Annotated in this window: 6 protein-coding genes; 3 read left to right on the top strand and 3 right to left on the bottom strand. The window is 47.3% G+C overall.

Annotated elements, in window-relative coordinates; translation table 11 throughout:
• Window positions 1-31 precede the first annotated feature (31 nt).
• A complete protein-coding gene (locus NC796_RS00665; RefSeq protein ID WP_310681217.1) occupies window positions 32-3,007 on the top strand; it encodes a PAS domain S-box protein in 2,976 nt (991 codons plus the stop codon).
• Window positions 3,008-3,213: 206 nt separating this feature from the next.
• A complete protein-coding gene (locus tag NC796_RS00670; protein ID WP_310681218.1) occupies window positions 3,214-4,491 on the top strand; it encodes a GAF domain-containing sensor histidine kinase in 1,278 nt (425 codons plus the stop codon).
• 1,503 nt (window positions 4,492-5,994) lie between these two features.
• On the opposite strand, the gene NC796_RS00675 is transcribed toward NC796_RS00670, so the two are convergent.
• The 3 genes from NC796_RS00675 to NC796_RS00685 are packed head-to-tail and all read right to left on the bottom strand — an operon-like array spanning window position 5,995 to window position 11,180.
• Window positions 5,995-6,744: an InlB B-repeat-containing protein gene (locus tag NC796_RS00675; RefSeq protein WP_310681219.1), complete on the bottom strand. Its 750-nt coding sequence runs from the start codon at window positions 6,742-6,744 to the stop codon at window positions 5,995-5,997.
• Window positions 6,745-6,759: 15 nt separating this feature from the next.
• A complete protein-coding gene (locus tag NC796_RS00680) occupies window positions 6,760-10,719 on the bottom strand; it encodes a T9SS type A sorting domain-containing protein (protein ID WP_310681220.1) in 3,960 nt (1,319 codons plus the stop codon).
• 11 nt (window positions 10,720-10,730) lie between these two features.
• Window positions 10,731-11,180 carry a hypothetical protein gene (locus NC796_RS00685; protein WP_310681221.1) on the bottom strand — a complete coding sequence of 150 codons (450 nt, stop codon included), beginning with the start codon at window positions 11,178-11,180 and terminating at the stop codon, window positions 10,731-10,733.
• Between the two features lie 906 nt (window positions 11,181-12,086).
• Here NC796_RS00685 and NC796_RS00690 point away from each other — a divergent pair.
• Window positions 12,087-14,366, top strand: coding sequence for a tetratricopeptide repeat protein (locus NC796_RS00690; protein ID WP_310681222.1), 2,280 nt, complete (start codon window positions 12,087-12,089; stop codon window positions 14,364-14,366).
• Window positions 14,367-14,586 lie beyond the last annotated feature (220 nt).

Below are 14,586 nucleotides of genomic sequence, written 5' to 3' on the forward strand. Positions count from 1 at the left end.
AAGTATGTGGCCTTCAACTGAACATTTTACTATGACAGCCTGCCGGGAGGAGAGCCCTGTCATTCTGCTGGCTGTGGCCAATAGTGAAGACCGCAGGTTGATTAAAAAATATCTGGGCGACGATTACGTCGTAACGGTGCCGGATGGCCTAATTATAGAACAAGCGTTCGATATCTGCATCGTGGATGACGCAATCATACAGCAAAATCGTAATGTTTTCCTTGCACATAAAGAAGAGGCAGCCCCGCTATTTCTCCCAATTTTGCTGTTATCAGACAACAAACGGAGGGTCAGATCCAACGCAACAGTGTTGGAGTTTGTGGATGACGTGATTCATATCCCGATCACCACGAGCCTGTTAAAGTCACGGATACAGCAACTGCTTCGTACCCGCCAGTACTCGTTAAAACTGAACCAAAAAAACCAACAGCTCGAGGAAAAGAACCGGCAGCTCCGTATTTACGAACAGGCTATCAACTCTACAAATGCCGGTGTCTTAATAACCGATGCCAACAAAGAGGACAACCCCATTGTCTTTTGCAACGAGGGGTTTAAAAATCTCACCGGGTATTCTGAAGAGGAAATCCTGGGACGAAACTGCCGATTTCTACAGGACCACGATCGCAGTCAGGAATCGATTAAAGAGATACGCTCAATTATAGATTCCGGTGACCAGGGAAATGTAATCATAAGAAACTACCAGAAAGATGGAACACTGTTTTGGAATGAACTGAGCATAGCTCCCATCACCGACAAAAATGATACAATCACCCACTTTGTGGGAATACAAAGAGATATCACACAGCTTATAGAGACCCAGCAAAAGCTGCAGGAAGAGAAAGAGCGGTATCGCCTGATTACGGAAAATTCCACGGATATGATCTCACGCCATGCCCCGGATGGCACCTATCTCTACGTTACGCCGTCATCGGAACAGCTCATTGGGTTTACCCCCGATGAACTAGTGGGGAAAAATGCCTATGAATTCTTTCATCCGGATGATATTCCAGAAATCGCTCAAAAACACAGCTTCATTTCCGCCAGCTCAAATTCAAACCCAATAACTTATCGTATTAAAACCAAAAGTGGCAGTTACAAATGGGTGGAAACAGCCAGCCGTACGGTATTGGACCCGCAATCAGAACGTTTGATAGAAATTCAGGCCAGCACCCGGGATGTCTCTGAACGCAAGGAGTATGAACATAAACTGGAAAAAGAGCGAAACCTGTTCAAAAAACTAACCCAATCCAGCCCGATCGGCATCGCCATTATTGCAACTGACGGGCAGATCTCTTTTGCCAACAACAAAGCAGAGCAGATTCTGGGCCTTACCAAAAGTGAAATTAAAGAGCTTACCTACAACGACCCAAAATGGAATATAACCGGGCTTGACGGTGAACCCTTTCCCGTAGAAAAGCTCCCTTTCCGGCAGGTTATGGATACCGAAGAAGCTGTATATGATGTGCGGCACGCCATTGAATGGTCCGATGGGCAACGAAAGCTTTTGTCAATCAATGCGGCACCGCTCACTGGTGCTGACGGGAGTATTGAAGGGGTTATTGCCTCACTGATCGACATCACAAAGCAAACAAAGCAGGAACGAAAGCTGAAAGAAGAACAAGAGTTCATCAGCACTGCTATTGAAAGCCAGCCGGGCATCTTCTTTCTGGTAAATGAAGAGATGGATTTTGTGCTCTGGAATAATGCCATGGAACAAGAACTTGGGTACAGTGGTGAAGAAATTGAACAGATGCACCCGCTGGAATTTTTCAAAGATACTGACCACTCTCTCATCCAATCCAAGATTGATGAAACTTTAAGATCCGGTAGTGCTGAAGTTGAGATAGAAATCATCAGTAAATCGGGGGAACCCATCCACTACTTTATAATGGGCACTAAACTCAAACGGGAGAATGGTACATTTATCATTGGGTCGGCGGTTAATACAGAAGAACGCGTTCGGGCGGAACGCAAACTCAGAGAAAGCGAACAGCGATGGGAGCTGTTGATTCAAAAGGATCCTAATATGGTGTTGTTGTCTGACAGGGATCGAATAATCAAGTTTATCAATCCTGCAGGCACGGAGCTGTTTGGCAAAGAAGATCCGGCAGAACTTATCGGCCGGCCCTGGTCAGATTTTCTCACCCTTGAAGATCAAGAGCTTAACAAGCAAAGAATAGAACGTGCCTACCGTGGAGAACACCTTGAACCCCATGTCTTTAAAGTTAAGACATGGGACGGGCGCGACCTCTACCTTGAACTACAGGGCGTTCCTATAGAATATCAAAATGAAAAGGTCATAATGACTGTGGGGCAGGATGCAACTGAGCGAATTAGGTACGAAAAAGAGCTTGAGCAATCGCTGGCAGAAAAAAACACCCTCCTGCAGGAAGTACATCACCGGGTAAAAAACAACCTGGCTGTCGTTTCCGGTCTGCTGGAGATACAAGCTGGTGATGTCGATAATGAGGAGATGAAAGAGGTATTAATGAATAGCCAGATGCGCATTCAATCCATTGCAAACGTGCATGAGCTTATCTACCAACAGGATGAACTCAACTATATAGATTTCAGCTCCTATATCCAACGACTGACAAAATCAACAGAGTCAATATATTGGAACAGGAAACTGGATCTTAAATTCAAGCTTGACCTGGAGCCGGTGATGATCAGCCTGGACCAGGCGGTACCCTGCGGAATGGTCCTCAATGAGCTGATCACCAATTCCATCAAACACGCTTTTCCCAGGCAAAAGGAAGGTACCGTTTCAATCGAACTCAGGAAGAATTCCAAAGAAGAAAAGGTACACATTGTCTTATCCGACAATGGGGTAGGAATTCCAGACACATATGATCTGAAAAAAGAAAAAACGATGGGGAGCACGATAATTGCTCTTCTTACACAACAACTCAAAGCCGACCTTAAATATTCGGGAACAGATGAGGGCTCCAGGTTTGAGCTTTCATTTTACAAAAAGGGATATTCGGGACCGCTGAAAAAGGTATAACAAATGAGCATTTAGAAGAATGGAAACTTTAGGAGGTTTAAACAATGCGGAATAATTGAAATCGGAATCCAATTTAATAGTTAATTACACGGAAACCATAATCCAGGGTAGAACCGCTGAACGCGTTAGTTAACAGTAAAAGTCAGTTTATGTTTTAACAATGTATAAGTATAAGTGACGGCGAAATAACATAAATCTACAGACTAATGGATGACCAACAGCATAGCAACGGGACCGAAAAAGCACCGATTCCCGGGGACGAACTGGAACGGGTGTTAAATTTAAGTGAGCTAGATCTCGACTACGGTAACCTCCAGGACAGCTTAGAAGACCTGAACAAACTAGCCGCTCATGTAGCGGGAACACAGATTTCGCTGGTCAACCTTATTGACTCCTACACGCAATGGTCAGTTTCCAACTATGGCATAGAGACCGGACAGTTACCCCGTGAAGAATCTGTCTGCCAGTATACAATTTTACAGAATGAGCAGTTCGAAGTTCCCAGTCTCAAAGCTGACGACCGTTTCAAAACTAAAGAGTATGTCGTCCATTCGCCCAACCTGGAATACTATTTTGGTATTCCCCTGACCACTCAGGAAGGCCATAACATCGGGGCGCTTTGCGTGTTGGATACCGAAACCAAGGAATTAACTCCTGAAAAAATCGAGTTGCTCAAAATAATAGCCAAGGAGATTGTAACGCGCCTCGAATCTATACACAAAATCAACGACCTGAGGCAAACGCTCAAAAACATTTCTGATCTCCCCAGAAAAGTACTCCACGACATACGGGGACCTGTGGGAGGGATAGTAGGACTTGCAGAAATAATAAAGAGTGAAGCCCAGGAAAAGAACTTCGATGACATCCTCGACCTTATCGACCTGATTAACAAAGGTGGACGGTCGGTACTGGAACTGGCCGATGAGCTGCTGAGTGCAAACTCCCAAAATGGCTCGAATAAAACGACAAAACCCAAGAAGTATGAATTTTCTACCATTCAACTCAGGGAGAAACTCCAGGAGCTCTTTGCTCCCCAGGCGACAGCTAAAGATGTTGAACTCAAAATCACATCCACAGGAGACCACCAAAAGCTCCCTTTCCCCAAGCAAAAGCTGCTTCAGATAATCGGAAATCTTATCTCAAATGCCATCAAATTTACCCAGAAAGACGGCCGGGTGTCTGTGACCCTACACCTGCAGGTAGCTGATGAAAAGCTATCAGACCATTCTCATCAGCTGCAGATAGTTGTCCGAGACGACGGGGTGGGTATGAGTCCCGAGCAAATCAAAAAGATTCAGGATGACACACAAAATCTGAAAAACGAATCTACAGAAGGAACTTTCGGAGAGAAAGGTTATGGGTTTGGAATCCAGCTTGTAAAACATCTTGTCAAAACGCTGGACGGTAAGCTGGAAGTTAGATCTCAAAAAGGCGAAGGGTCTACTATCAAAGTTTCAATCCCGATGCTACTGAAAAATGGCTGACCCTGGTTCACATTTCATCATTTGAATCAGGATGGGCTGGATTAAAGGATTAACAGGATTACTTCCTTACATCTTGCTCATCCTCCAATCCCGAAAATCCCGGTTCCAATTCTCATTCAACCTCATATCAGCCCAAACTCTACAACAACCTGTCCAGCCCCTCGCGAAGTCCACCCCTGGACTACGCAGAAACTTCGCGTAGACTACGCAAAAGTCTCGCGCAGGGTACGCAAAGGCATCGCGTAGGGTAGGCAGAGGCTTCAGAAACACCAAGCACTAATAATACGAGCCCTCCGAGTTGGTTACACGCAAAACCCGCTGTCGCAGGAAGGTGGACGCGTTGAAAGGGTTTACGAGGTTTTTTTAGATTTATGGCACTACCGGTTCAAGTTTGTAATCTGGACCGATAAAACACCAATCCAGTTGATAGCTCGTATGGCACAAGTTGCAAACTTGCGCCAGATAAGGGATCCCCAATCCAAGGTGTCGGCCAGCTGAATCAACGGGTGCCGGGGGTTGCAAACTTGCGCCAGATAATAGATATAAAACTGTGCTTTCCAAACGAATTCAGTCGCATAAGCAAAACCACCACCAAGGGCTCAATTTAGTTCAAAGAGTTTCCCTCCTTAATTATTAGGAGCCTGTTCCGACCACTGTCAAAAAGGGATTCAAGGGTGGGTCAACAGAAGGCTACAAATCAAATCCAAGTAAACCCAAGCAAATCTACCCTCATATTCCGGGTTCCCAAACCTTTATTCCGGAGTATCATACCGTCACCTTGTCGCCGCCCTTAGAGCCTTCCAGGGCCTATATAGTAAAGTAGACCACTTCAGGGTAGTGAAGCAGGGTACTTCAGGGAGGTAAAGTTACCTACTTCAGGGTAGTGAAATGGCCAACTTCAGGAAGGGGAATTAATGCGACAAAATGTCGCTCTGTGGCTGCAGCCATGTCCGGCGCGCTACGTCCAGGGCTCCAAATCTAGTTGACACGGAGCGTCGATTTCCTTCAGCCGCAGAAATTCTGAGTAAACGCTCTCCCAACGGTGGACTGATTTGGTTATTCAAAAAAGGAATACCGATGACGATGAAGGGAACTGTAACTTTTTGAGCAAGGAATCACTAATTAGGGCTTCCTCAGACCCTGTTTAACTAATGCTAGTCAATGGGTTCGTGGATTTTATATGCCAGCCTAGTGCAAGGTTTTCTCATCTGTAATCGAATTTCCCTGCATTTCACCAAGCCCATGAACAGTCTGGCACCCCCAATTTAGCACGAAGCTGTTAACGCAATTTGGTATGTTCATTTTTTGTATGACCAAAAAACGAACCAAAAAAGTCACCAAAAAATCCCAGATATTCTCGTTTTTGGGGATACCAGAGACCATCGCTTTTTTGCTCCGTTCGCTTTTAAACAAATTTATTGCAGGGATTTTCTGGACTTTGAGAGAGCCATCGTCCGGGAGTTATGTTTTTTCAAGCATGAATCAGACTTTTTTGAGTAAGGCCTAATTACCAAGCTCATACTCTATCAGCAGCGAATCTGCCTCCCCCGCTGCTATTGAGAGCTCATTAACTGCCCTCATATCGACCTCGATTGCAGCGTCATCATTGCGCAGCATGAGCGAACCGTTGAGTACGGTGATATCCAGATCCCATGAAATATGCAGGGAATCGGTCTGGCCGGGCTGTAGCTGTAGGTTCCAGGTGAGGGTTCCGGCTGTAGTGCTGCGAAAATCCCAAAAAAGGTCCTTCTCATTTCCAAAATAGGCGTGCAACGATTCTACAGGCGGTGGTGGCGGTGCTTCAAAATCCAGATCATCTATTCCATCGGAGGCATCTTTACTCTGTCCAAATCGCAGCGTATTCAGCGTGTCCGTGGTATCGGCAACCATCACAGAGGCCTCGTAATCGGAACTCGTAGCCTCAAAATTGACTGTTAAATCGGTATCTTCTTCGATCGTAAATTCCAGCGGATTGTCGGTTGATTCTATATCACCAGTCCAGTCAACAAATCCAAAACCGTTGCTTGGGATCGCTTCCATTTTCAATGGCTCCCCGGTGGGATAGGTGCCAGAACTATGCGAAACTGAACCTCCATCTTCAGGATTTATCGTCACATTCAACCGCACTGTTGTTACGGGCTCTTCCATGTTGCCCTCGTCATCATCATCTTCGTCACCACCGGATCCACCGATAGAACAGCCTGCAAAGAATAGACAGGCAAACAGGAAATAACATGAGATATAATATTTCATAGCAATGATCCCGTATTACTTGATTAAGGTCATTTTGCGAACTTTGTAGAAATCACCGGCCTTAATACGCACAAAATAAGTGCCACTGGAAAGGCTCGAGGCGTTGAAGGTGACCGAATATTTCCCGGGATTCTGTACCTTGTTCACCAGGGTCTGCACCTTCCGACCCACCAGGTTATACACCTCCATGCTGACCATTCCCTTTGTCGAGAGCTGGTAGTCAATGGTGGTACTAGGGTTAAAAGGATTCGGATAATTTGGTGAAAGCTCATTGGTTAATGGTATCTCTCCCTCATTCAACCCTGCCAGGATCAAGCGGTCATAGGATCGGTCGACTGTTACCGGTTCTCCCGGCCGGAGATCAAAATGAATCTCCTCCCCTTTATTAAACCCGATCAAACGGTAACTCCTGTCATTTGGTACGCTGGGGCCGACCTGCACCTGTATTGGATAAGCGGAGGTAGTGACCTTGATTTCAGTTTTATTTTCATCGACAACACTGTATCCCTGCTCGGTACGGACGTCTATAACCGGTTCCGGGGCCTGGGGCGGCATCAGGAAATACTGCTTTTCCTCCCGGGAAAGCCCCTCCCGGCTAACCAACAACGATGTGTTCACCCCGTTCCTCGAAAACAGGAGCGCATCAAGTCCTCCCCGTGGTGTGCTTTTGGTAGTGCCGGCCAGCAACTTGTTCAATTGGGATGAACTGCTGGTATCAACTTCTAACGTCACAAAACCCTTACTCTGTGCGTGAATAAAATAACCGCCGGTGGGGGCAAGCACCTGCGCATCCTGGTAGCTGTTGTTGGCAAACTCTTTAACAGGCGTAGTGCTCAAAATATCGTTCGGGTCCTGTATTTCACTCACCGAGATCGTGTCGCCAATCCCGGAAACCAGGTTCCAGCCCTGCCTGAGCTTCAGGTCCAGTTGTGTAGGAGCCGTGCCCGCGTATACAATGCTATCTTTCTCAGTATGCTTGCTCCAGTATCCTCTTCCCCGCTCCATCCGGTTTACAATTTCATACACACCCTCAAATCCAATCAAGTCGATCCCGTCGGGAAGCTGTGCATCGCCACTTTCCAGTAGCGGTGATCCGACTAATCGCCAAGTGGCATCAACCGTCTTTATTTCCCGAAAAGCAGCGATCGGGCGGCTCCGATCACTCTCAAAGGCCTCGTTGTCCAAGGCAGTGAGGGCGTAATAGGCGGAATGCTTGCTGGTATCAGCATCTTGCAGTGAGGTAGCGGATACCTGCTCTTGAAATAACGTTAACTCGCTGGGTTCCTGTCCTTTGTAAACGTTATACCCCGTAATATCAATTTCCGGGTTACTTTCCCACGATAGTTCAATCGATTCGGCAGTAAAGGTGGCCACTAATCCATCGGGTACACCCGGCGGCCCGGGAGAGGAAAGCTCTCCTTGATATTCACCAAGGAAAATGCCGCGCCCGTGACTCCCAACCGCAACCATGCCATCGGTATACCGGGATGTCACAAACTCAGTCACGGTGTTGCCCAGTCCATTGGCCGACTCCTGTCCCCAGCTCGTGTTTCCGCCATCCAAAATATCCGTTGAAAAGAGTCCTATGCTTGTGCCCACCATGTAAATGGTACTGCTTCCCGTTGGCATAATAGTAGCACTTCGCAGTGAGGGTCCCTCTCCGCTTCCTGATTCTTCATTTTCCAGGTTCCCCTCTACCGCTGTCCACGTTTCACCGCCATCTGTTGTATGAAAAAGCCCGGTAATACTATAATTGGACATGACGACAAGCGCCTCATTTCCATCCGTGGGATTTAACGCAATATCATGAACGTATGCGCCCGACTGCGCCGCATCAATGGAGATATCAGTGATATTAAACCCACCGCTGGCATCGGTGGCTTTAAACACTTTGGGTTGGGAGGAACCAGAAGAAGCCGCATAATACAATACATCCGTGGGCCTCCGGCTCACCTCCAGCGCAGAAATCAAATACTGGTTGGATATATCCAGATCCACCGCCTGCCATCCCGAAGTAGCACCTCCAGAATTTGAATTAATAATTTCATCAACAGTGGTATTCACCCAGATTCGCGGGGTGCCCTGCTTGTCTTGTGTCGGCGACATCACATCGGGGTAATACATGATAGACTCATCAGCAGGATCTAAAGCATAGGGATGAATAAACAGCTGGTTTTGGGCTCCCCGGGGATGAACGTAAGCTTCAAAGTTGTAAGTATCCGTTTCATCGAGGTCATAACGCAGCGTCCTCCCCAATTGTGAAGAGGTAAACAGGTGGTTGTCTGTAATTGCAGCATAAGCCCCATCACCGCTGGAAATATCCCGTGAGTCGCCATCCTGGTTCATACTACCATCCAGCACAAAATATGGTGATCCATTGTCTTGCGTGCCGCCCACCACCGAAGGGTTTTCCGGATCATTGGGAATAGCAACCGTGTAGAATTGTGACGTCACATATCCCTCGTCGCGATCTGTCCAATTTACGGCACTTGCTGTTATATCATCGGTATAACTCAAGCCGCCGTCATGCCCCGACCACACGTTGTTGGGGTCGTTGGGATCGAAGGCCAGGATATGCTGATCCGGGTGGTGGTTGGAATATTGCGACACATTATTAACTTTGGCGTATCCCCCGATCCAATATTTATCCTTTTCTGACGCGTCATCTTCCCCATCATCATTAGAATCGAGGGGAGCGGTTGCAAACCCGTCGGTGGATCGAAACAGGTTAACACCGCCCACAAAGACGAAATTAGGATTGTCTGGCTTGACCCGCACCACCATGTTATATCCCCCCTGCACATTTATGCCGCCCACGGGTTCACCAAAATTGGGAATGTTGGCTGATCGATCCTCGGTAGAGGCTGTGTCGGTGTCCGACGTATTCAGCGTAAATTTGTGGAAGCTGACCTGCTGATTATCCCCGGAACCTTTGTGAGTGAATACATAAAAGATGGAGGGATCAGACGGTGCAAAAGCGGCCACGCTCCGCCGGTGTGCGTTGGGAAAAGAATTGGGGGTCACATATGTCCATGAGTCTCCATCATCGGTAGAAAAATATACTCCAGGGTCCTCAGTACCAGGTCCCGCTTCCGAGACAACGGCCACCAATTTGCCATTTGGGCCCACATTCACATCAAAGTAGGTTGCCCCTTCACCCAATACGCGGCTCCATGTTTGTCCCCCGTCGGTAGAACGGTATATGCCGAATCCATTACTGGCGATAAAGATTGATCCCGACACAGGGCTCACCACAATTCGGCTTATATAGTCAAATTGGCTGTTATAGAACACATCACTGTCGCCAACAATCTGCTGCCAGCTTTCGCCATTATCGGTTGACTTATAAACGCCGGTCCCGTGATAGAAAGCCCGTGAGCCCTGGTCGCGGGCTGAATTGCCGAGAAATTCCCCGGATGCATAATACCAGGTATCCAAGTTGTTGGGATCTTGGGCCAGGTAGGAAACGCTCATATTCTGGCTGGGATCGGTCTTCATCTCCCAGGTATCTCCCCCATCGGTCGATTTCCATATGCCCCCGGAAACGCCTCCGGCTATGATAATATTTGAGTTTCGCTGATCTATGCCCAGTGCACGAGTACGCCCGCCGACATCCACCGGCCCCACTCCGTGCCACACATAATCGACGGCGGCAGTGGTGGCTTTTGAACGGCCGGGAACCGTGCTGCCACGAACCGGAAGCTGCTTCGCAAAATTCAGCTCCCGCGACCTGATGTCTTCGGGAATGCGGTTGGTGGCTGGATCGCGTAGCAGACGAAAGAAATATTCACTGCGAGCAGCATTTGTTTCCGCCCGGTTCATCTCCAGTGCCTCAACCAGCTCATTTCCTTCTTTTGATTCCTGGAGACTATCTTGTGTTTTTGACCTGTTTATCTCACTGATGTATATCCATGAAATGAAGGCTGCCAGGCAGACGACCAGCATCCACAGCAGTGCTTGTTTAAGTATCCTCATAAGCGTACCCTTTATTGCTGTTGCTCAAAAATCTCTACCAGGCTCCAGTTTGACGATGCATCCGGCCCCATAACCTGCTGGTGATTTATCAGGCAGACGAGCTCTTTTTTTTGGGCCTGTTTGCGTGGATCTGAGGGAACATTTTTAAAATAGTTGGTAGCATTGATCTCAAGCTCATTCCCAATAGCCAACGGCGGTGTTGCCGAGCCATATCCCAACACCTCGTTGATCGTTAGCACCCACATAATACTTTCATCACCCCGTTCTGTGTCGATTGCTTTAATTTCTGCCACCCTGACCAAGGCAGTACCCGGGGCAAGACGATCGGTATTGGGCAAATCCACGGGGGCGGGATCGGAAGGTTGATCTTCGGAGGTAGTCTCTTCCTGTTTATCGACCTTTTTGGAAGAACTGCAGCTTATCCCCGGCATGCTCAAAATGCAAAGACAGAGGGCAAACATACCTGGATATATAACTATTCTTTTGTTGGATAATCCCAATTGTACTCCGTTAAAATATTAAGCTTACGCTCACAAGCTGAATTCACCCTTTTAAATCAAGTAATAGATTATTCCCTAGTTTTAAAAATTAATCTGTCAAGAGGCTTCATTCTTATTTGAATGTTCATTTTTTATTCGGCGGACTGAAATAAGTTGCTGAATAGTAGTGAGGAAAAATGAACACCGCTATTAGAAATTATCTCAAATAGAACAACAAGGAGACTTCATCGATATGAGGTATCCATTTTTTTAGCGATCAAATCCGCCGGTAGTCGGACTAAAGAAATGAATCAAAAAAATCGCCGCCGGAGTAAATTGTCGCTGTGTTCGCTCTGCCTCCGCTAAAACCATTTAAACTCGATCCGAAAAACACGGATCTCAGACAAAAATGGTTTCTATACGCTTCGCAACGCTCTCTTTTCCAGCGAAATTTACGTTAGGGCGGTAAGAATGGCTTTTACCTTATGACTTTTTAACTTTAGGACCTTAGACCTTTGTCCAACAACTCAACACCTCAACACCTCAACACCTCAACGTTTCAACAACATTCAGATGGTAACCGCAGAGAAACGCTAAGGCAACACAAAGAACCACAAAGGTTTCTCTTTGGGTAACTCTGTGCTTTCTCAGGGCCACTCTGGGTTATAATTATTCCAAATCCTGGATACTATCTTCGACTTCCGATCTTCATTTTCTTCCAAAGATAATTTCTCCAGGCGCTAACAGGGTATTTTGTTACCAATAATTTGCATAAACTATGGCATAAATAGATTCACAGGCTTGTTCTTGGATTAAGTGGACAGCCTTTATACTCGAATGATAAATGAGAGAATGTACCGGTACCTTCCACTTATAATAATCGCTGTTATGGAGTGTAGCTCACTTTATGCGCAGACAGTGCACATCGACAGCCTTAAATCCGAACTTAAGAATGTAAGCGGTATCCCGGCGGTGGAAATACTCTCCGAGCTGACGGAGGCGCTTCAACGAGATCACCCAGCGGAAGCGATAAGCTATGCAGAAGAGGCCCTCTCAATCCTGAGAAATACTCCCAATACCGACCTGGAAGTTGATATCCTCTTCCATAAAGCATGGGCGCACTACGCTCGTAATGAATATGACTCGGTATGGGTCCACGCCAACCTTATTACAAAACTTGCCAATACTGCGAAACGCGACGAGTACCTGGTACGTGCTCTTCTGCTTGAGGCACGTATCCTTCGTTATAATGGAGCATACGCTGACGGGATCGCTCTTTTGGACAGTGCCATCGCCTTGAACATTGAGGCGAACAATTTTCTGCAACCACTCATTTTAAATGAAATGGGATCCATATTGCGGCGACAGGGGAAAACCGAAGAAGCCCTGGACTATCACAGCCGGGCCCTGGAAATCATGAAACAGCTAAACGACCACGAGGGACTTGCGACGACACTAGGATATATCGGAATTATCCATGATGTAAGGGGACATTATGCTGAGGCGCTCCGTGCTCACCAGCAGGCCCTGGAGCTGCGAGAAAGCCTGGGTGATAAGAAAGGGGCGGCAGCATCACTTACCAATATCGGCATTGTCTACCAAAAAGTCGGAAAGTATGAGGAGGCACTTGATTTCTATGACCGCTCGCTGGTCGTTTGGAATGAGCTGGAAATGCCGGATCAGATCGCCTCCACATTGAATAATACAGGTGCTGTTTATGAACTACTGCAAAATTATGAAGAGGCTCTGAAATATTATCAGAAAGCGCTGGCCATTTGGAAAGAACGCGGTAATTCCTACAGCATCTCAATTGCCCTGAGTAATGTCGGGTCGGTCCAGATGTATCTTGGGGATTATATCTCTGCCCTCGAATATCAAAACGAAGCCTTACACAACCGGGAAACGCTCGGGGATAAGTATGGCGTAGCCAATACGCTGCTCGACATATCAGAAGTGTATCTTGAAAAAGGGGAACCAGACTCTGCCCTGGTGGCGGCTGAACACAGTTTGGCGCTTTCGGAAGAGATTGGGAGCTGGTCCCTAATCCGGGATACCTATGAAATGCTGTATACCATTTATGAAAGTAACGGGGATTACGAAAACGCTCTCACGCACTACCGAAATTTCAGGATGGCACAAGATTCGATCTTTAACTCTGAGAGCCAATCGGTGATTGCAGAGTTGCAGGAGCAATACCGCACGCGGCAGCAGCAACAGCGCATTGAACTGTTACAGCAGACGCAAGAGGTGCAAACCCTGTGGCTGGCTGTCCTTGTTGGAGGCATCCTGCTGGTGAGCGTGATACTGATCCTCCTCTACAACCGATTCAAGTTGAAACAACGGGCACACGATGCCCTGCAGCAGGTGCATCAAACGGAAATCGAAAAAGCGACATTACGCACCGAGGCCGCCGAGGCGATGTCGAACTACCTGCAGGCCGAAAATGAACGGCAAACCCAGGAGCTGGAAGCGGCCCGAAACCTGCAACTCTCTCTGCTGCCTTCCGAGATACCACAAACGTCGATTGCCACAATTTCGGCTTATATGCAGACGGCAGCTGAAGTGGGTGGCGATTACTATGACTTTTTTAAGAGTGATGACGGCACACTGACAATTATTATCGGTGACGCCACCGGTCACGGCACGAAGGCCGGCACCCTGGTTACAGCAACAAAGAGCTTGTTTACCCTGCTGGCTAATGAGGATAACCTGATCTCCATTTTACAGCGATGCTCCGAGGCTATTAAAAAAATGAACTTGCCCAAGCTCTATATGGCCCTGGGGCTTATCAGGCTGAAGGGCAACAAAGCTGAGCTTGTAGGTGCCGGCATGCCTCCCGCCCTGCTGTACCATGCCAACGAAAACACCATTGAGCAGATACCGCTTAAAGGGATGCCGTTGGGTAGCGTCTCCGATTATCCGTACCGGCAAACCACTGTAGAAATTGCGAAAGACGATATCCTGCTTCTGGCCACCGACGGACTCCCGGAACTGGTAAATGAGCTTGGCCAAATGTTTGGCTACGACCGGATGCCTGAGGTGCTGGCTGAAATAACAGATGAAACCCCGGACAAGATCATTGATCATTTCCGGCAGCAGGCAAAAAAATGGCTGAACGGTGGGCTCCAAGATGACGATATGACGTTCGTGGCATTAAAAATAAATTAGCGTCAACTCGATATAAAAACTTGTCTAAAAGAGGGATTCAGCGACCATCGGGACCCCGACAGTTGTCTGGGAGGCAGTCTCCCGATTAGATAAATAAAAAACGAAGATCGCCACGTCGACTTCATCGTGGAGCCAACAGGTATCACCAAAGCCTCCTCGCGATGACAGTTATTATTTTGAGTTAGTCTTAACTCAAGTTATTGCAGATTATAGCATGATA

It is taken from the genome of Aliifodinibius sp. S!AR15-10 (assembly GCF_031569985.1).
Classification (GTDB): Bacteria; Bacteroidota; Rhodothermia; order Balneolales; family Balneolaceae; genus JAMQKA01.